Raw genomic sequence first — 19,173 nt, forward strand, 5'->3', positions numbered from 1 at the left:
GACGACGGCTCCAGCACCGGCCTCAAGGCCCAGAAGTGCTGGGGCCGGCTCGTTCTAGCAGCACAACGCCGCCAAGCTTAAAATACTCGCTGGCGGCGTTGGTCTAGCCCCGGGAAGGATGTACAAAATCCCCGACATATGAGGAGTCAGCATAGACCGTGCCATGGTTCATGTCTCAAACGGATTACTACCGCGGGGGTATATGGGGCCGCCTTATGCGAACAGATCCGTCCTGGGTGATGTTTCCCCACGCGTCATAAATTTCAGCATCTCGATTGCGAAACGCTCTTCGGACAAGCGCCGTTCGATGAAGTGAGTCTCGACGTCGCTAAGTTTGGTGCGCAACAACCCTTGGTAACGCTCGATGTTTTGCTCGTGGACGCGCAACATCGCAATCCTTCGTTCTTCCATGTACGCCCCCTGTGTCTCGGAGGCGCTTTCGCGCCGGTACCGTCATCACTTACATGCAAGAATCGACGCCACGATGACCGTCACTTCGCAGCGACCGTCAAATTCGGAGTATGTGTACATCGGGGATATTTACACGAAACTGCAATGCGGCCAACAGAGGCTTGGATCGGCAGAGCAGAGGCTCGCCACCAAATTGAATTGCAGCAGTGCTGTTCTATTGCAGGAGGCCGCCAACTGAGGCGGCCGGAGAGGCTTCCAATGCAGCCGAAGATCAAAGAGCATATCTACCCGGCCTGCAACGGAACGGGCTTCCCGCCGGTTGAGCAGCCTGTTCAGTTGGGTCACAGAATCTATCCGGTCAACTGCAAGACGTGCGACGGCAAGGGCAGGGTCGCGGACGACGATTGAGGCGCCTTACCTCGGCGGTTGAAGTTCTGAGGATCCCTGCCACTCGCTCACATGTGCGCCGGTCTCAGCCTGTCCGGCCTTCTTCAAAAGGGCTTCCCGACCGGCCCCCGGTGCGAGCACGTCAGCCTGCAGGCGAAGGCGTTGCGCCTCGTCAGAGAGGCGTTCTTCCAGTGATTGTGTTTGCTTGAAACGACGCCGTTGCATGGCGCGCTCCTTTCCATTCGAGGAAGGCGGGAGCGCTAACCGGGCGTTCTCATCATCGATAGGTGCCACGGGCGGGGCGGTGACGGGAGTATTAAACACCCTTGCCGCCCTTGGTTCTGTTCACAAGTGCACACAGGGGCACAAATAGTTCCGACGCTCCATCCGCCTCACATGAACATGATAGCCAAGATCAGCACGGTAAGTGCGATTGTGGGCGCTGTCCTAATTAGGACACTCGCTCCGACAAATTAGGACAGCCCGAAAAACGCCGGAAAGACGGCCAACTCCAAATCTGCAATCCTCGCTGGTATTTCAGGATGGAACAATTTTGGAGAGTTTGATGCCAGCGTGGTCCCAAGAGGATGAGGAGCGGCTGCTGCAGATGGTTCGCGATACCGGCCTGACGCAACGAGAGATCGCTCAGAAGATCGGGCGGACTGAGGCTGCGGTGAGCGCCCGGCTGACGATTATCAGAAAGCGCGCTGCGCAGGGAATGGAATAGGGCCATGCGCTGCTTTGGGTTGTCGCGGCAACTATGCCCGGTACCATGCTAATGCGGTCCATTCGCGTGGTTGCCGCTAGGGCGCATCACGCTCGCCCGACGTTTCAAAGTCTAAACTAGGCCCCAGCCTGTGTCCGCTCGCTGGGGCCGTTTTCTTTGACCCATCCACCCGCGCCGGCCATCCCCTTGCGGAGACGGCCGGCGGCGAGCTTGGGCCGACCGTCCCGTGCTAGAAGATCGCCGACCCGGGTTCGGTGCTAACACGATGCAAATCGAGAAAGCATGTCCGGATGACTACGCGGACGTGCACGGCAACGTGCATTAGGAACCGCTGCAGTCCGGCGCGGTTGTCGAGTGGTCCCGATGCATATGACGGGCGGCACTTGGACACGGCCCCCTTTGTGGGGGCCGTTTCTCTGCGTCGGCACTTTCTGCGGATATCAGGGACGTTTGCGGGGCCATCAATTGCTTGCAGGAACGAAGCGCGTTCGGTGGCACTTGTTGCATATCCAGTGCCGTCCTAGGCGGTGAGGGATGATGACCAAAGTGCACACTTGGCCCCGGCGTATTCCCCCTCGCTGGGGCCGTTTCTTTCGGACCAAGACGGATGGAGAGCCCGTCCATGCAGGATAACTACGAGACCTTTCGCGATGCGGAGCTTTGGTTAGCCGCTGTGGTGAGCTGCGCACCGGCGTTTCTGATCGCGGCCATGATGATGGCATCGCTTATTCAGCCGCAGTTCCCGGGCTGACAAGCTATGAACCAGTTCGCAAAGCCGCGAGTACCAGGCAAAGTGCTAAAGATAGCAGGAGCAACTGTTCTGCTGGCGCTGTTGCTCATGGGTTTCTTTTTTAGCGCGATATAGCTGCACGCAGATTGCCTTGACCTATGGATGGTGAATAGACCAATAGCGGCGCGGGCAGCGAACTGGCGGGCGACCTCAGGCGGGATCGCGAGGGGCTTCCGGGTGAGGGGCATGCGAGAAAGATAAGCGCCGGAGCAACCAATTGCGCATCTGCCCGAGCGGCCATTTACGAGCAACCGGCCTGCTGCTGAACTCGGATGAGCTGCGAACGCTGACGTTGCTGAAGCCCGCCGCCCGCAACTCGTCCGCCACCGCTTCGGCCTCTTCAGCCGTCTTGCAGATCCTGAAAATTTGACGCCCTTCGAGTGGACCAGCTGCTGCGTACAGCATGACGTGCCTCCACCCCTTCAAGAGATTCTGAGGCTCGCAGCGAGCTCAGTGATTCGGCAAGCCAGAAGTGCGATGCAGCCAAAGAGGCGGCCTCCCTGCACACAATCCGTGCGCTGAGTGAGAATTTTTGCCCGTACTTTCCCGGATTTTGTTGCAAATGCGAAGGGCAGTAATAATCCCAATACCGGGGCTAGATTTTATCAAGATCAGTATTGTTCAGAATTCCGGTAGGGGCCGTCTCGCGACACGGCCCCTTTTCATTTCACGTTCCCGGCCTGCAGGACCTTCACGTAGGTCCCGGCGACGTGTTGCGAGGTAACTCCGCAGCGGTGCGCCTTCCATAATCAGGTGCAACGGAATCTTGCCTGACTGGCTGCGTCGCAGCTCCTGCTCCACCGAATACTTACTCCGCCACGAACCGACATCCGTTTTCGCCTTGTCGAGATAGGCCTCATGATCAGCTTCAGAGAAATGTATCCAATCGTTCTATTTCGGCTTCATGTTTGTAAGGGCGTAAGGTGGGTCGACCACGAATGGTTGAACGGCGGACAATTAAGATACTGATATAAAATAATAATATTCGCCTATGCTGATGCTCTCTCGCCCGAAGACGGTCCTTTCATCTGCCGTCTGGATACTGACGTTGACTTTTGGATACATTTTGTCCAGCTTCGTCCCAGAATAAAATCAAACTTGGGGAGGACCCGGTGAGCGGCAATTCGGGCGCGCGCGGGCCGAAATTGACACAGACGACGGCCGTGCTGGCGATGTGCGCGGTCTTGATCGTCGTTTTCTCGATTTTCCTGACGGGCTTCCTGACACTCGGCAATCTGTTCGCGCTGGCCCGTAACATTTCGATACTCGGCATTCTCGCGCTTGGCATGGCAGTTGTCGTGATCGGGCGCGGACTCGATCTGTCGCAAGTCGCCTCCTTCGCTGCCTCCACCGCGATCGCGATCATTCTGATGAATTCGGGCTTTGCGACGCCAGTCGCGCTGCTCATCGGATTCGTGATGGCGATCGCCATCGGTATCCTGAACGGGTTTCTCATCTCGGTGATCGAGATGCCGCCGCTGCTGACGACGCTAGCATCGAGCCTTGCGGTATTGGGGATCGTACGCACCACTGCTGTGCAGCACTATGTCGTGTATCTTGTGCAGCACTATGTCGTGTATCTTTCGAAGGGGCACGACGAGTTCCTGCGGCTGGGCGGAAACATCTGGGGCGGCGTCCCGATCTCGATCCTGATCTTCGCGGCCACTGCGGTCGTCGTGCATCTCTTCTTGTCGCGCACCGTAATCGGCCGCTTCGTCTATGCCCATGGCGACAACCCTGACGCCGCGCGCCAGACCGGTCTGCCGACCCGTCCGCTGACCATGATCGAATACGCGCTGTGCGCGGCGATCGGTTACGTGGGTGGTGTCGTGATGATCGCGCAAACGGCGCTGATGCATCTCCAGGTCGCGGAATCGACGATCATCTTCGATGTCATCATGGTTGTGGTGCTCGGCGGCGTCAGCCTCGTCGGCGGCCGCGGCAATGTGATGAGCGTCATCGCCGGAACGCTGCTGATCGGCGTGCTGCTGAACGGCATGACCATCATGGACATGGACGTGCAGACCCAGAACATCGTCAAGGGAGTCGTGCTGCTGATCGCGATCCTGCTCGATTCCCGGCTGCATCCGCGTGACGAGGAGACGTCGAAGCAGGGCGATTGAAGCTCTGCATCCATCAACGGGCCGCAACAATCGGCCGACATAGAAGGGGAGGAAGAAACATGACGAAAGCACTGCACAGGAAGGCTCTTGCCGGCATCGGGCTGGCGGCGATGGTGGCAACCGCCGCGCTGGTGGCGGCGCCATCGCAGGCGGCCGGGCCGCGCGACCAGTTGCGCGACAAATTCGACAAGGCGCTCAAAGGCAAGACGGTGGCCTGGTCGCCAGTCTGGATGGGCGTTCTGGAATCCGAATGGACGCGTGTGATGAAAGATCGTTTCGACGATTACGGCATCAAGCTCATCACCCGTGACGCCAACATGAAGTCCGATATCCAGCTTCAGACCGTTAGCGACTACATCAACGAAAAGCCTGACGTGCTCGTGGTCCAGAATCCGAACGTCACGCTGCTCGCCAAGGAGCTGAAGCGTGCGATGGATGCAGGCATCTATGTCGTGCAGGTCAACATGGCGTCGAATACCCTGAGCGACGCCTATGTCGGCGTCGATGCCAAGGATCTCGGCACCAAGATCGCTCGCGAGGTCATCAACCAATGCGGCGGCGGCAAGGGCTCGGGGGAGGTCGCGATCCTCGAGGGCGAAGCGACCGCAGCCTATTCGCTCGACATGAAGAACGGCGCCATGGAAGTGTTCAAGACCGAGCCGTCGATCAAGGTCGTGTCGTCGCAGCCGACAAGCTGGGACGCCAACAAGGCCGGCGATATCACGACCACCGTGTTGCAGCAGCATCCCAAGCTGTGCGGGATCCTCAGCGTCTGGGGACCGCAAACTGCCGGCGCGGCGCAGGCGATCAAGGCGGCGAACATGGGCGACAAGGTGAAGGTGTTCGTCGCCAGCGACGGACAGCCCGCGGATTGCGATCTGCTGGAGCAGGGCGCGTTCTCCGCGAACCTGTCGTATCGCGCCGACGTGCAGGGGCAGACCATTGCCGACGCGGTGATCGCGCTCTTGCAGAGCGGCGACAAGCCGGGCTCGAAGAACGTCGCCTATTACACGACCCCCGCCTGGGTGAAGTCGAAGGACGATCGGATGTACTGCTTCAGCATCCCGAAGGGCGCGAAGTAAACGTTCCGGCGCCCGCGCCCCCTTGCGGCGCGGGCAGGCCGGGGTTGCCGATCCCCATTCCCTGCGTCGTCCCGCCGTTCGGCCGCGCCCGCGCCGAACCCGCCGGAGTCTGTTGATGAAAAGCCTGCAACGAGCCTGGCACCGCCATTCGCCCCAATTGTTCCTGGGCGAGCTGCTTGAGAAGCGGTGGATGGAGCCGATCATTCCATTCACGCTCACGATCGCGGTGTTCCTGGCATTCGCGGTGATGATCCCGCGTTACCTGACGGCGAGCAGCCTTCAGGAACTGATGCGGAATTTCGCGGAGCAGGGGATGGTTGCGGTCGCGATGGCCTTCTCGGTGCTGTCGGGCGGCATCGACCTGTCGGTCGGCGCGGTGTTCGCGATGTCGAACTTCCTCGCTCTCTATCTGTATCTCATTGTCGGGCTGCCGCTGCCGGTGATGATCGTCCTTGTCATCCTGTTCGGCGCGGCAATGGGCGCGATCAACGGCGGCCTGATTGCTTACGGCAAGACCCGGCCGTTCCTGACGACCCTGGTCGTCCTCATCATCGTCCGCGCCGCCTATAACAAGGTGACAGTTGCGTTCACGAACGAGCTCGCAAGCATCGATAGCGGGTCCAGTACGTGGGATTTCATGGGATCGGGCAGAGTTCTCGGCATTCCTGTCAACATGCTGGTGTTGATCCTGCTTGCCGTCGGAACGCACTTCTTTCTCACCCGCATCAAGCCCGGTGTCCACATCATGGCGGTCGGGTCGAGCCGCAAGGCCGCCCGCCACGCCGGCGTCAACGTCAAGCGCGTGCTGTTTTCGGCCTATGTGATGTCAGGGTCGATCGCGGCACTGGCGGGAATCCTTTATGCAGCGCGGCAGAGCAGTTCGGGCACCGACACCGGTGTCGGCTGGGAGATCAACGCGCTGGCCGCGGTGGTCCTTGGCGGCATCAGCCTTGCCGGCGGCCGCGGCACCATCGCGCGCGCCGTCATGGGCGCGGCGATCATCTTCATGCTCACCAGCGGCATGGTGCGGCTGGGCATTTCCGGTAACCTGACGACCGCCATCATCGGCATCATCTTGCTGCTCGCGGTTGGCTTCAACGTGAAGTGGGTCAAGAACAAGGGCAAGGTGCTGCAAAAGGTCTATGTCACTCCAAGCTGGGTCGATTTCGAGCCGCCGCCGTCGGTCGAGCGCGGCAGCGGCACGCCGTTTGCGGAGAACGATCGGCTGAAGAACGCCGAAGCCATCGCGCTCAACATGATCGAAGGCCCGGAAGACATCATCCTCGACCGCAAGGACAACCTCTACACCGTCAACCGCAACGGCTCGATCATCCGCTTTTTTGCACCGGATTACACTGTCCGCGAGGAGTTCGCGCGCATCGGTGGCCGGCCACTCGGGCTGGCGTTCGATCGGGATCAGAACCTCTTGGTCTGCATTGCCGGCATGGGCGTGTATGGCGTGAAGCCCGATCGCTCTGTCTTCAAGGTCACCGACCGCACCACGCGAACGCGCACACGCCTCAAGGACGACTCGCGGCTCTATCTCGCGGACGATCTCGACGTCGCGCCCGACGGCAAGATCTATTTCAGCGAGGCCTCGACCCGCTACGAACTGACCGACTGGGCGCTCGACGGCTTTGAGGGGCGCGGCAATGGTCGGCTGATCTGCCACGATCCGAAAACCGGCATAACCAGAACGGTCCTCAAGAACCTGACGTTTCCAAACGGCATCTGTATTTCGCATGACGGCCAGTCGGTGCTGTGGGCCAGCACCTGGCTGTGCCAGATCAACCGCTTCTGGATCGCGGGCCCGAAAGCAGGCACCAGCGAGATCCTGATCGACAACCTTCCGGGCTATTGCGACAACATCAACCGCGCCTCCGACGGCAGGTACTGGCTCGCCTTCGTCGGCTTGCGCACGCCGGTCTATGACCTTGCCATGCGCAATCCCGTTTTCCGCACCCGCATGGTCAAGCAGATCCCGCCGGACGAGTGGCTGTGCCCGGGGATCAATTACGGCTGCGTGGTCAAGTTCGACGACAACGGCGTCGTGACCGAATCGCTCTGGGATCCGGGCGGGCTTTCGCATCCGACCATCACGTCGGTTCGCGAACACAAGGGCTATCTCTATATCGGCGGTCTCGAGAACAACCGCATCGGCCGTATCCGCCTGCAAGACGCCGACCCGACCTGGGAAGCGCACAAGTCTTATTGGGGAGGGGCCTGAGCGATGTCATTGCTTGGCGATATCATCGATCGTGTGTTGTCTCCGAACCGGGAAATTCACGTCATTCCGGTGCTCGACGGCGCGTTCTCTCCGAACCAGCGGCTCGATCAGGCCCGCCAGCTCGGCGATGAGATCGAGCGGCCGGACGACATCGCGCTCGGGCAGGACGGCGCGCTCTATGTCTCGACCGGCAATCGCATCCTGCGTTGCACGGGGGACGATTTCAACACGCGCACGCCGTTCGCGATGCTTGATGGCCCGGTCGGCGGACTTGCCTGCACCCCGGGTGGCAGGCTGCTCGCTTGCGTCTCCGGCGAGGGCTTGGTGGCGCTTTCGCCAGCTGGTGAGGTCATCGGTAAGCTCGAAAGCGTCGGAGGCGAGAAGATTTCTTGTCCGCTGTCGGTCACGGTCGCGCCGGATGGCGCGATCTACTTGACCGAAGGCTCGCGCAACAACCGGCCTGAACTCTGGCTGACTGACCTGATGCAGAACCGCGCTCCGTCAGGCCGGCTCATCGCGTGCAATCCCTCGCTCGGTGGTGCGAGCGTGCGCGCGGACAAGCTCGCATGGCCGCTAGGCGCGGTCGTGTCTGGCGACGGCCAGGAGGTGTGGGTCGCCGAATCCTGGGCCCACCGCTTGACCGCCTTCTCACGCGCAGGCGACGACAGGCGCGTCATCGTCAAGAACTACACTGGCTATCCGGCGCGTCTCGCCCGGGGCGCGGACGGAGAGGTCTGGATGGCCTTCCTCGCGCTTCGCACGCAGCTGACCGAATTCGTCCTGCGCGAACGGGCGTTCTGCGAAGAAATGATGCGGACGGTGCCGCCAGAGCTTTGGATCGGCCCGGCGCTGGATGGTCGCCTCAATCCGCGCGAACCGACCCAGATCGGCCGCATCAAGAAGCTCGGCATTCAGAAGCCGTGGGCACCGCCGCGCTCGTATGGCCTCGTTGCGCGGCTGGACGCCAAGGGCTTGGCGACGGAGACGTTGCACAGCCGCGTCGATGGTCGGGTCCATGGAATAACCGCCGTCCGCGCGATTGGCTCCCGTGTGCTGGCCGTGTCCAAGGGGCGCGATTGCCTCGTTGAACTGCCGCGTGGTCGCGGCGTGCAAGAAGGATGAGCGCCATGCCGGCGGAACAACAGGCAGGAACCCCGCTGCTTCAGGTCGTCAATGGCAGCAAGGTCTATGGCGGTCTGCATGCGATCGATGGCGTCAATTTCGATCTGCGGCCTGGCGAAATACACGCGCTGCTAGGTGAGAACGGTGCGGGAAAATCGACGCTGTGCAAGGCGATCGCAGGCGCAATCGTGCTGACCTCCGGAGACTACATGATCCGGGGACGCAAGGTCGCGTTCGCCTCTCCAAAGGAGGCGCTCGAGGGTGGTGTCGCGATGGTCTATCAGGAGTCCAGTCTGGTGCCGTCGATGACGGTGGCGCAGAACCTTGAACTCGGCATGGAGAAGTGGGTCACAGTCTACAGCAAGATCAACATAGCGGCGACGCAGTCGCTACAATCGATGAACTTCAATGTCGATCCGCTGGTGCTGGTCGAGAATCTGGGAACGGCCAAACGGCAGATGGTCGAGATCGTGCGTGCTGTGCGCCACAATGCACAGGTCTTCATCTTCGATGAACCGACTGCGTCGCTTACGCCCGAGGAGACGCAACATCTGTTCCATCTTCTCAACACCCTGAAAGACAAGGGCGCCGGGATCATCTTCATCTCGCACGCGCTGGAAGAGGCACTCAACATCGCCGATCGCATCACCGTACTCCGCGACGGCAAGCTGGTCGCCACGGTGCCCGCGAAGGACGTCACCCGCGACTCGCTCGTGCGGATGATGGTTGGCCGCGAGGAAACGGCGGCGCAGTACGCAACCCACGGCGCTGATCCAGATGCGCCGAAGCCCGATGCGTCACGTGGCGAGAAGGTGCTTTCGGTCGAGAACGTGACGATGGGCAGCATCGTCAAGAATATGTCGTTCTCGGTGTTCAACGGAGAGGTCGTCGGCATTTTCGGATTGGTCGGCGCGGGACGTTCCGAGATCGCGCAGATCGTCAGCGGCGCGCGCAAGCGCAACTTCCTGCGCGGCGGGATGGTCTATCTGCGGGACAAGCCGGTCCGCTATCGGGTGCCCAGGCAGGCGGTGCGCGACGGAATCGCCTATATCACCGAGGATCGTAAGGTCGACGGATTCTTCGAGACGATGACGGTGGATCAGAATATCTATCTTGGTTATCTGTCGTCGCCGCGCATCAGACGATTCCTCTACTCCACGCGCGAAATGAAGCGGATTGCCGATCAATGGATCTCGGCGCTCTCGATCTCGGCACTGAAGCGAACGCTGAAGATTGTGGAATATTCCGGCGGCAATCAGCAGAAGGTCGTGGTGGGAAAGTCTCTCGCGCAGGAACCGACAGTGGTTATCTTCGACGAGCCGACGCGGGGGGTCGACGTCAGCGCCATTCCACAAATCCATCAGGCAATTCGCAAGCTGGCGGCCGAGAACAAGGCAGTCGTGGTGATTTCTTCCTATCTGCCGGAGATCATGGCTATCTCGGATCGGATCCTGGTTGCTCGTGGCGGGCGTATCGTCGAGGAAATGACACGGGCTGATGCGACCGAAGACAAGATCATGTACGCGGCCATTCATTGATAAGGAGGGCTTTCATGAGTGCCTATCAGCGGCCTCCCAATTGGACCGACGTGGCGCGCGCCGCCAATCAGGACGATCCGGATGGCGGTCGGCTGATGAGCGAGCGGATTGCAAACGAGATCCGCAGCGCGGTGTTGAGCGGCGAGATGCGGCCAGGTACGCGAATTCGGCAGGAACTTCTTGCGGCTCATTTCGGAGCAAGCCGCATTCCCGTGCGCGAGGCGCTGAAGCAGCTCGAGAACGAGGGGCTGGTCGTGATGGCGCCGAACCGTGGCGCCTGGATTGCCGACGTCAACTCGGAAGAATCGATCGAGATCTACAAGATCCGCGAAGCGGTCGAACCGCTTGCCATCGGCGAAAGCGTTCCGAACCTGACCGACGAGGACATCGAGGCGCTTGACCGCATTGTGCACGAACTTGAGCAGGTAGCCACCCTCGAGGAATACATCCAGCTTGATCGGGAGTTTCACCTGCGAACCTATTCGCGCGCGCGGATGCCGCAGCTGCTGGCGATGGTCGAGCGCTTCTGGAACAGCACGCAGCATTTCCGGCGGCAATTCGTCAGCGAAACCTATGCCAAGGATGGGTTTCCGTTCTCCGATCCTCAGCACGTCCTGATCATGGATGCGATCCGGGCGCGCGACGTCGACGCCGCGCAGGTGTTGGTGCGCCTCCACATCCGGCGCACGCGCGTTGTCATTCAGGCGAAAGAGAGTGGGGCGGCCCAACCGCCCCTTGCGAACCGCGCCGCGTTACCGCACGCACGTCTCGGCTCGGTTTATCGAGGAAAAAAGTCCAATGACTAGCTTCCGGAACACCGGTGTTGTCGGCGACAGGATGAGGACGGCTGCCGGGTATCAGCGTCGCAAGGCTGGATGCGGCTGGCATCGTCGCGACCGCGGCTGCAACGGGTAACGAGAATGAGTGCCGGCTCCGATACCGCGTCGCTTGTGCGCGCCTATGAGGAGGCCGCAGGTCGGCTGCGGGCGCGTCTCGGAGAAACGTCTGTCGCTTCTCCCGACCTCGAACGGCTGACGGCACTCGATCTGTTTCGCGCTGTACCGCGCGACGCGCCGGCGGTGTTCTATTTCGATGCGACGCGGACCTATGCCGATATTGACCGGTTCAGCGACCGGCTCGCCGGCGTCTTCGCGCGCAAAGGGGTCGGGCGCGGCGACCGGGTTGCCGTCATTCTTCAGAATGTGCCGCAGTTCGTCATCGTCAGCGTGGCGGCCTGGAAAGTCGGGGCCATCGTGGTCAGCCTCAACCCGATGTACCGGACGCCGGAGCTTCGGAAGCTGTTCAAGGATTGCGAACCCAAGGCGGTGATCTGCCACGATGATCAATGGGACAACGTTTTCCCGGCGACCAATTCGGTCGATCCCGAACTGGTGCTCTGGACCGCCGCTCGTGAATTCCAGATGCGAAACGATGCCCGTGTGCTGCCGGAGCCCGGCCCGGCGCCGCAGGCCCATGCGCTGGCCACAATCTTCGCCGAAAACACACCGGCACCCCCGGCACCAGTTCTGGTCTCCGATGACATTGGCCTGCTGCTCTACACATCCGGGACCACCGGCGTTCCCAAGGGCGCCATGCTCACGCATCGCAATTTGGTGGCGACGGCGCTGATCTGCCGCGATCATTTCGAGCTGAACGGCACGTCGCGAATCTTCGGCGTCGCACCGCTGTTCCACATCACCGGGTTCGAGATCCAGATGGTTGCGGCCTTCGCCGCGCATGCGGCGATGGTGCTGACCTATCGCTTCCAACCGCAGGTCGCGCTTGATGCCTTCCTTGAATGGCGGCCGACATTCATCGTTGGTGCGATCACCGCATTCATCGCGCTGATGAACCAGGCTGAGGCGACGAGCCGCCATTTCGATAGCTTTGTATATCTCTATTCCGGCGGCGCGCCGATTGCTCCCTCGGTCATCGATGCGTTTGCGAAACGGTTTGGACGGGCGATCCGCAGTTCCTATGGAATGACCGAACTGACCTCTGCAAGTCATCTTGCCCCCAACGAAGGTCCGATTCCCGTCGATCCCGAATCCGGCGCGCTTTCCATCGGCAGGCCGACCGCCGCCGTCGATGCGATCGTCGTTGACGACGAGCGTCGCCCGCTCGGGCCCGGCGAGCACGGCGAGGTGGTTGTGCGTGGCTCAGGCGTGATGGCTGGCTACTGGAGAAAGCCCGCGGAAACCGATGAGGTTCTGACCAACGGTTGGCTGCATAGCGGCGACGTCGGCTTCTTTGACGAGAGCGGCTGGTTCTATCTCGTGGACCGCAAGAAGGACATGATCTCCGCGTCTGGCTTCAAGGTCTGGCCGCGCGAGGTGGAAGACGTGATCTACGGCTTTACGGGTGTGCGCGAGGCAGCGGTCGTCGGTGCTGCCGATCCTTATCGCGGCGAGACGGTGGTGGCGTTCGTCTCAGCCCAACCCGGCACGGCAATCAATGTCGCCGCGCTCTCCCGCTTCTGCCGCGAGCGGCTGGCGGCCTACAAATGCCCCGTCGACATTCGCGTGTTGGAGGATCTGCCGAAGACAGAATCCGGGAAGATCACTCGAAACACGCTCAGGGACGGCCTACGCAGTCGGTAAGGAGAACCTACGTGGATATCACCCAAAGCGAACGCAGCCAGGAACTGGCTGCGCGTATCCAGCGCTTCATGGCGGAGCACATCTACCCGAATGAGCACCGGTACTATCAGGAGGCCGAGCGGCTTGGCCCCTGGGCTGTGCATCCGGTTGTCGAGGAATTGAAACCGCGCGCACAACAGGCCGGCCTGTGGAATCTGTTTCTGCCGGCTCACAAGGAGGGGCTTACCAATCTCGAATATGCGCCGCTGTGCGAGATCATGGGACGCTCGCACCTTGCTCCCGAGGTATTCAATTGCAGTGCGCCGGACACCGGCAATATGGAGACGATCCTCCGCTACGGTACCGAGCCGCAGAAGGAACGCTGGCTGAAGCCGTTGCTGGCGGGCGAGATCCGTTCTTCGTTTGCGATGACGGAACCCGACGTTGCCTCATCCGACGCGACCAATGTCGCCAGCGTGATCGTGCGTGACGGCGACGATTACGTGATCAACGGCCGCAAGTGGTACACGACTGGTGCCACCGATCCGCGATGCAAGATCATCATTTTCATGGGGCAGACCGACCCAGCGCATCCGGACCGTCACAAGCGCCAATCGATGATTCTGGTGCCGAAGGATACGCCCGGCGTGCATGTCGTCCGCTCGCTGCCGGTGCTCGGATTTTACGGCGTACCGGATCGCGCATCCGAGGTGATGTTCACAAATGTGCGCGTGCCGGCCACCAACATGCTGCTTGGCGAGGGACGTGGATTTGAGATCGCGCAGGGACGGCTCGGACCTGGGCGCATCCATCATTGCATGCGGTTGATCGGCCTCTCCGAGCGCGTGCTCGAGCGCATGTGCCGGCGAGCGCTGAAACGTGTCGCTTTCGGCAAGCCTCTCGCCGAGCAAACGGTGACGCTTGAGCGGTTGGCTGAATCGCGCATGAAGATCGAGCAGGCGCGGCTACTGACTCTCAGGGCGGCCTATATGATGGATACGGTCGGCAACAAGGCCGCGCGGCAGGAAATCGCGATGATTAAGGTCGTCGCGCCAAACATGGCGCAGACAATCGTTGACTGGGCGATACAGGTTTTCGGTGGAGGTGGAACCAACAACGACCATTTCCTTTCGGCAGCGCTTGCTACGACCCGCTTGCTGCGACTGGCCGATGGCCCCGACGAGGTCCACCGCAACCAGATAGGCAAGCTCGAGTTGCACCGTTGGCTCAATTCCGATCCCGCCCGGACCGGCGGCGGCGCCGATCCGATGTCCCCAGATGAATCTGAATCATGGTCCGAAGGAGGCCTGTGGCCACGCCCAAAAGGTCTGCCATAGATGGGATCAGGAAGGTGAGGGGCTTGCCGACCGCGCATCGAAACTGCCGGGCCCGCCCACGCTTGCCGCAAGCCAACATCGCGGTGTTGGCCTGCGCGCTGAATGAGGAAACCCCGCAATCTTGCCGAGGTGAGATTCTTCGCTGCGATGAAGCGCGGAGCGATCACCAGCAATTAGCTCGTTCATCCTCTCTCAGTTTGTCTAATCGCGGGCGGAGCGCGAACCGCTCAAGAACGAAAAGAGCGCGCATCTGGTGCGGTTTCTGGCGCGGTCGTCGCGCTGCGGACAACCAGGACCCAGTAAGATATTGATCTTCTTGGTGGGCCCGGCAGGACTCGAACCTGCAACCAGGCCGTTATGAGCGGCCGAACAAAGGATGCGGTGGTTGATTTTCCTTTGCTTTCATTCGAAATCAATTGCGTTCGTTTCGGGACGAAGTCGCCCTCACGGTCTCATGCACCGAGCACCGGCTCCTTGCCGGTGAAGGCCTTGAGAACATTTGCCGTGAGGCGCGAAAGACCGTTGTCGCAGCCGTTCCAGGCCAGGGTGCCGCCATAGGCGATGGAGCCGACCGAAAACACCCAGCCGCCGCCATCGATCGGAAACAGGACCATGTCCGATCGCACCACGTCGGGCCGCTGTTCGCCTCCCTGATCCGGAAGCGAGAGAGTCAGATCCTCGATGACGAGTTGGTACTCGTTGCCAAGCCCGGTCGAAGTCCCGAGCACGTAGGCATGCTCCGGACTTCCGAGCGCAACGTCGTACCTGTCGACCTCGTCTCCCACTGCGCCGCCCAGCACATACCCGTAATCGCCGACGATTTCCTCGGTGATGCCATCGAACAGCTTCGCGGCGGGCGAATTGTAGCTCGCCTCCAGACGCCGATAGCCGCAGCCCTTCGACCATCCCTCCGATGCGAAGCCCACGCCCAGCATCTTGTTCGGGGCACGGCCGCGCGTGCGCCAGATGCCGCCGGCCTCAGTCGTCGCGACATGGGTCCGTTCGCCATAGGGGGCATCCCAACAGCGCGTGCCGCTGTTGTCGCGGCGTACTTCGATGACCCAGGGCTTTGCACCGAGCCGGCTCGTGACCCAGTAGAAGCCATTGCCGCCAAGATACATAACCCGTCCGCCGTCATGCAGGTATCCGTCGAGGATATCGAGGCCGGCTCGTGTCCAGTATTCCGGGTGCGAGCCCGTGAGGATCGCCGCGTACCGGTCGGTCAGGTTGCGGCCCCCGCGTTCAAAATCCTCGTCGGTTGCGACATGATATTCGATGCCGAGATGCTCCAGCCATTCGATGATGTACATGTCGACGGGAAAGTGACGGTACGAGCCCGTAAGCCAGTTCGGAAAGCCAGGGCGGACGTTGAACAGCGGCCGTCTGCGGCTCGAATAGCGGACCGGCGTTCCGTCGGCATGGGTATCGTAGCAGGAGCGGCCCGGCTCCGGATGCGAGAACAGGTACTGCTCGTCCTCCGGCACGATCTTGTCATGCGGCATCACCGATGAGAAGTCGAGCGAGGCCAGGTGGTCGTTCGCATAGGCCAGATAGGTGTTGGTCGGCACCAGGAACAGCACGGATGCCGAGGCGCCCGGGACCGGCCTGACAAACAGCGGAAAATGATTGCGGCCAGCCGAACTGCGTAGATCCCGCTCTGAAGGTCCTCCGGCAGGCGGAATTCGAGATTGTACGTCCAGCCCGCATCCACCATGTCGTCGTCGTGGAATTGCAGCGCACAGTACTGCTCGGGAACTTCGACGAAGGAATCGCTTCGCCCGTCCCAGTTGCGTCCGGTCACACCGCGCTCGACGCCGTTGACAAGGCGCCCCTGTGCGGTGCCAACCTCCGGTTCAATCGTCTCCGACGCGAAGTCCCTGCCGAGTTTCCATGCAGCCCATGCCGGTTGCGCGGGAGTCTTCCCTGCGTGCCATGCGGCGATCATCTCGACGGATGGCTTGGCGAGGTGCAGCGTTGGCGAGTCGATCTTGCCGTTATATGGCTCCAGCGGCGACCCGGACGGGCCGATGCCGGACGCCGCGAGCAGGAGCGTGGCCGCACTTGCCGTCGCGCCGGTCGCCGCGCGGAGCGCGCGTTGTGCACCAACCTTGGCATCTAGACGCCTGAGGTCGATGGAAACCTCGCCGTCGCCGATGGTGGTCAGGATCGAATACCAGTGCTTGGCGACGATCGCATCCGGCAAGACCGCGAGCGTTGCGTTGCCCGTCCGGAGCGCAAGATCACCTGAGATGATGACGAGCGCGATGTCGCCGATTGACCAGATGGTCTGGGGCGCGCTCCGCTCAGGGACGGTCGGCCACGCCCAGCAATGGACGGCGACCGCCGTATCCTTGATCGGCGAGGGAAGCAGAAATTCGGCGTGCGAGCCGACCACCGTGGATTGCACACCGCCGGAAACAGTGCGGTCGAGCACCGACGAGAAATCGACCACCTTGCCCTCGATCGCTTCGTCGCGCCGGGGACCCGAGACCAGTCGCACGAGACTTGCGTGGACGGAGTCGTGCGGCGTGCTGATCGCGAGCCGGACGACATCGCCGGGCTCGCAGGACCACTCCTCGAAATAAGCCTGGATATCCATCTGACGCCGCCCACGCTCGCTGGTTAAGTCCGCTTCAGACGCTCGATGTCCGAGCGCGCGCCATCATTCGGGGATCAATGCCGGCGGGGAAATACCTGTTGCGGCATTCTGGAGTCCGAGAGCAGCAACACTGGAGCAAAGGACAGGCGCGCCGCCGCTCGTCCCGAAAGTCCGCGTCACAGCCCGCACAGGAACCGGTCGCCGAGCGCGACCGTTCCGTCGGTGTAGCCCGTACCCAGACGTCGTGCAGTTTCGGTGTCCGAATGCGAAGCGAGCCAGGCCGTCAGCAGCATGCGCCTGAGCATGACGAACGCAGGCAGCATGACCTCGTCCTCGCGCGAGACCGGTGCGACGGTTCGGTATCCCGCAAGCCACACCTGCTGGAGCTGGTCCACGACCGGCTCATGCTCCATGAAGCTGACGGCCGCGGCAAAGTCATAGAAGAACCACGAGAAGCCGCAATCGTCGAAGTCGATGACGCCGAGCCTGTCGCCCTCGACGAGCAGGTTGGCAAGGCGCAGGTCGGCGTGGACGAGGCCGAACCGCTGCTCTGCCCGTCCATAGGCGTCGACGCGCCGTTCAAGTTCGTCGGCGACCCTTTGCAGCAGCCTGCGGCCATCGTCGCGCAAGCCAAGACCAGCGCGCCAGTCACCCCATAGTGGCCGGCTGCCCAGCATGGCATCGAAATCCCAGACCTTGCGCTGGAAAGTCGATGGCCTCGTCCATTGGCGGCTGTGCGCGTGAAGCCTCGCGCTGGTCGCGCCGAGCTTGCCGAACCAGGCGACCAGGTCGTCCGAGGCGTCCGGCTCCTCGCCGCTGAGGAATTCGAATGCAACGACGTGCCTTGTCACGCCATTCAGGGGAATGGGGCACAGCAGGTGCCCCTCCCGATCGGCGACGGGGCGCGGCGTGAGCACGACGTTGTCCGCGATCACCGCGTCGATCCAGGCGAGTTCCGACGCAATCTCGGCGGGCGAGTGATAGCCGGTCCGCTGCACGCGCAAGACGAGTTTTTGCCTCGAGGCCGGATCCTGCGCGAGAAAGGTGGTGTTCTCGGAATGGCTGAGAAAGGCGAGCGTCGATTGCGATGAAAGTCCCCAGCGCGGCAGGCTCGCGGCGAGAGAGGCCTGCATGCTCTCGATGAGGCCGGGAGTCATCATCGCAGCTAACCGACCGTCTCGGGGAATGCGAGGTCGAGAAGGCTCGCGATGACGCGATCGGGCAAGACGCCCGCAACCGCATTGAATGGGACGTCGCTTGCGAGCAGGATCGACCGCATGCCGGCAGCCTTCCCTGCCGCGATATCGGTGCCGATCTGGTCGCCGACCATGACGGTCTCATGCCGGGCGGTGCCGAGATGCGCAAGCGCCTGTTCGATCAGGAACGGCTGCGGCTTGCCGACCACGATCGGCTTGGTATTGGGCACGGCCGCCGTGACCGCTGCCGTGATCATGCCGACGCAGGGATCGTAGCCGTCATGAACCGGCGTCAGTACATCGGGATTGGTCGCGATGACGGCCGCGCCGGCGAGTGCGGCCCTGATCGCCGTGCGCAGCTTGGCGTAGTCGAGAGCGGCATCGAATCCGAGCACGACGATCTCGGGCTCGACTTCGGTCAGGTGATAGCCGCTGTCCTCGATCGCCTCGAGCAGTGGTCGTTCGCCGATCGCAAACACGGGCGAGGTACGTGGCCAGCGCCGTTCAAGCAGGGACGTTACCGCCGAAATCGTCGTGAAGACCTGCGACGGCTCGGCTGGAATGCCGATGCGGCTCAGCTTGGCCGCAAACTGCGCGGCGGATTTCGTCGAATTGTTGGTAACGAACGCATAGGGCAGGCCCCGCTCGCTCCATCCGCGAAATGCCTTCACGGAGTCTTCGATCGGGATGTCGCCGCGATAGGCGACGCCGTCGAGATCCGAGATGATGCCGCGAATGGGATGGTCGGCCGGAGAAACACGCTGTTCCAATGCTGGGATTCCGTTCAGTTCCGCAAGCGTGATCATATGGCTGCCAGCATAGCGTTGCTGCTCTGTGCATCCATGATTTGTGTGCTGCACATTGGAGAGGCGTCCTTGCCTTGCAGTTGTGCGCCATCCTTCCGGGAGCGGAAATCTCCATGCGCGACCCGCGGCGCCCCGGGAGCGTCAGCAACGGAATCGTGGAGCAGCAGGAGTCGGGCGATAGCGACCTTTGGTCTACGCTTTGCACGTTGCGCAAGTCACGATTTGTGCAAGACGATCGAAACGGCTGAG

The 19,173-nt window shown here is 61.7% G+C and carries 15 protein-coding genes and 1 pseudogene; 11 read left to right on the forward strand and 5 right to left on the reverse strand.

Annotation, left to right across the window (positions count from 1 at the left end):
- Nucleotides 1-213: 213 nt before the first annotated feature.
- Complete coding sequence (locus V5279_RS12460; RefSeq protein WP_338697675.1) at nt 214-411, reverse strand: hypothetical protein; 198 nt, start codon at nt 409-411, stop codon at nt 214-216.
- Between the two features lie 258 nt (nt 412-669).
- Here V5279_RS12460 and V5279_RS12465 point away from each other — a divergent pair, with 258 nt between their 5' ends.
- The 3 genes from V5279_RS12465 to V5279_RS12475 all read left to right on the forward strand — a co-directional run bounded on the left by V5279_RS12465 (nt 670) and on the right by V5279_RS12475 (nt 2,276).
- On the forward strand, nt 670-819 hold the full coding sequence (locus tag V5279_RS12465) for a hypothetical protein (RefSeq protein ID WP_338697677.1): 150 nt from the start codon (nt 670-672) through the stop codon (nt 817-819).
- Between the two features lie 544 nt (nt 820-1,363).
- Complete coding sequence (locus tag V5279_RS12470) at nt 1,364-1,525, forward strand: SANT/Myb-like DNA-binding domain-containing protein (protein ID WP_338697679.1); 162 nt, start codon at nt 1,364-1,366, stop codon at nt 1,523-1,525.
- Nucleotides 1,526-2,147: 622 nt separating this feature from the next.
- Entirely contained in the window at nt 2,148-2,276 is a 129-nt protein-coding gene (locus V5279_RS12475) for a hypothetical protein (protein ID WP_338697681.1), read from the forward strand.
- Nucleotides 2,277-2,465: 189 nt separating this feature from the next.
- Here V5279_RS12475 and V5279_RS12480 read toward each other — a convergent pair whose 3' ends face one another.
- On the reverse strand, nt 2,466-2,720 hold the full coding sequence (locus tag V5279_RS12480; RefSeq protein ID WP_338697683.1) for a hypothetical protein: 255 nt from the start codon (nt 2,718-2,720) through the stop codon (nt 2,466-2,468).
- 707 nt (nt 2,721-3,427) lie between these two features.
- On the opposite strand from V5279_RS12480, the gene V5279_RS12485 reads away from it, so the two are divergent.
- From V5279_RS12485 to V5279_RS12520, 8 genes are all read left to right on the forward strand, one after another.
- The gene (locus V5279_RS12485) at nt 3,428-4,438 is read left to right on the forward strand and encodes an ABC transporter permease (protein ID WP_338697685.1); all 1,011 of its coding nucleotides are present in this window, start codon (nt 3,428-3,430) and stop codon (nt 4,436-4,438) included.
- A 59-nt stretch (nt 4,439-4,497) separates the two neighbouring features.
- On the forward strand, nt 4,498-5,520 hold the full coding sequence (locus V5279_RS12490) for a sugar ABC transporter substrate-binding protein (RefSeq protein WP_338697687.1): 1,023 nt from the start codon (nt 4,498-4,500) through the stop codon (nt 5,518-5,520).
- Between the two features lie 115 nt (nt 5,521-5,635).
- Entirely contained in the window at nt 5,636-7,747 is a 2,112-nt protein-coding gene (locus tag V5279_RS12495) for an ABC transporter permease (protein ID WP_338697689.1), read from the forward strand.
- 69 nt (nt 7,748-7,816) lie between these two features.
- On the forward strand, nt 7,817-8,869 hold the full coding sequence (locus V5279_RS12500; RefSeq protein ID WP_338697691.1) for a hypothetical protein: 1,053 nt from the start codon (nt 7,817-7,819) through the stop codon (nt 8,867-8,869).
- Complete coding sequence (locus tag V5279_RS12505; protein WP_338697693.1) at nt 8,866-10,407, forward strand: sugar ABC transporter ATP-binding protein; 1,542 nt, start codon at nt 8,866-8,868, stop codon at nt 10,405-10,407. The genes V5279_RS12500 and V5279_RS12505 overlap by 4 nt, the downstream gene beginning before the upstream one ends.
- 50 nt (nt 10,408-10,457) lie before the next feature.
- A complete protein-coding gene (locus tag V5279_RS12510) occupies nt 10,458-11,213 on the forward strand; it encodes a GntR family transcriptional regulator (RefSeq protein ID WP_338697695.1) in 756 nt (251 codons plus the stop codon).
- Nucleotides 11,214-11,327: 114 nt separating this feature from the next.
- Nucleotides 11,328-13,007: an AMP-binding protein gene (locus tag V5279_RS12515; protein WP_338697699.1), complete on the forward strand. Its 1,680-nt coding sequence runs from the start codon at nt 11,328-11,330 to the stop codon at nt 13,005-13,007.
- 68 nt (nt 13,008-13,075) lie between these two features.
- The gene (locus V5279_RS12520) at nt 13,076-14,323 is read left to right on the forward strand and encodes an acyl-CoA dehydrogenase family protein (protein WP_338701136.1); all 1,248 of its coding nucleotides are present in this window, start codon (nt 13,076-13,078) and stop codon (nt 14,321-14,323) included.
- 452 nt (nt 14,324-14,775) lie between these two features.
- Here the strand turns inward: V5279_RS12520 and V5279_RS12525 are convergent.
- The 3 genes and pseudogenes from V5279_RS12525 to V5279_RS12535 all read right to left on the reverse strand — a co-directional run bounded on the left by V5279_RS12525 (nt 14,776) and on the right by V5279_RS12535 (nt 18,888).
- A pseudogene (locus V5279_RS12525) lies at nt 14,776-16,922 on the reverse strand (N,N-dimethylformamidase beta subunit family domain-containing protein).
- 176 nt (nt 16,923-17,098) lie between these two features.
- A complete protein-coding gene (locus V5279_RS12530; RefSeq protein ID WP_338697701.1) occupies nt 17,099-18,082 on the reverse strand; it encodes a phosphotransferase enzyme family protein in 984 nt (327 codons plus the stop codon).
- A gap of 5 nt (nt 18,083-18,087) precedes the next feature.
- Entirely contained in the window at nt 18,088-18,888 is an 801-nt protein-coding gene (locus V5279_RS12535; protein WP_338697703.1) for an HAD-IIA family hydrolase, read from the reverse strand.
- Nucleotides 18,889-19,173 lie beyond the last annotated feature (285 nt).

The sequence above is a fragment of the Bradyrhizobium sp. 26S5 genome, assembly GCF_036923295.1.
Lineage (GTDB): Bacteria > Pseudomonadota > Alphaproteobacteria > Rhizobiales > Xanthobacteraceae > Bradyrhizobium > Bradyrhizobium septentrionale.

Excerpts from the sequence above, each read along its gene's own strand:
- V5279_RS12475 (WP_338697681.1), top strand. The coding sequence starts at position 2,148 with ATGCAGGATAACTACGAGACCTTTCGCGATGCGGAGCTTTGGTTAGCC.
- V5279_RS12470 (WP_338697679.1), top strand. The coding sequence starts at position 1,364 with ATGCCAGCGTGGTCCCAAGAGGATGAGGAGCGGCTGCTGCAGATGGTT.
- V5279_RS12460 (WP_338697675.1), bottom strand. The coding sequence starts at position 411 with ATGGAAGAACGAAGGATTGCGATGTTGCGCGTCCACGAGCAAAACATC.
- V5279_RS12505 (WP_338697693.1), top strand. The coding sequence starts at position 8,866 with ATGAGCGCCATGCCGGCGGAACAACAGGCAGGAACCCCGCTGCTTCAG.
- V5279_RS12515 (WP_338697699.1), top strand. The coding sequence starts at position 11,328 with ATGAGTGCCGGCTCCGATACCGCGTCGCTTGTGCGCGCCTATGAGGAG.
- V5279_RS12480 (WP_338697683.1), bottom strand. The coding sequence starts at position 2,720 with ATGCTGTACGCAGCAGCTGGTCCACTCGAAGGGCGTCAAATTTTCAGG.
- V5279_RS12490 (WP_338697687.1), top strand. The coding sequence starts at position 4,498 with ATGACGAAAGCACTGCACAGGAAGGCTCTTGCCGGCATCGGGCTGGCG.
- V5279_RS12520 (WP_338701136.1), top strand. The coding sequence starts at position 13,076 with ATGGCGGAGCACATCTACCCGAATGAGCACCGGTACTATCAGGAGGCC.
- V5279_RS12495 (WP_338697689.1), top strand. The coding sequence starts at position 5,636 with ATGAAAAGCCTGCAACGAGCCTGGCACCGCCATTCGCCCCAATTGTTC.
- V5279_RS12530 (WP_338697701.1), bottom strand. The coding sequence starts at position 18,082 with ATGATGACTCCCGGCCTCATCGAGAGCATGCAGGCCTCTCTCGCCGCG.
- V5279_RS12465 (WP_338697677.1), top strand. The coding sequence starts at position 670 with ATGCAGCCGAAGATCAAAGAGCATATCTACCCGGCCTGCAACGGAACG.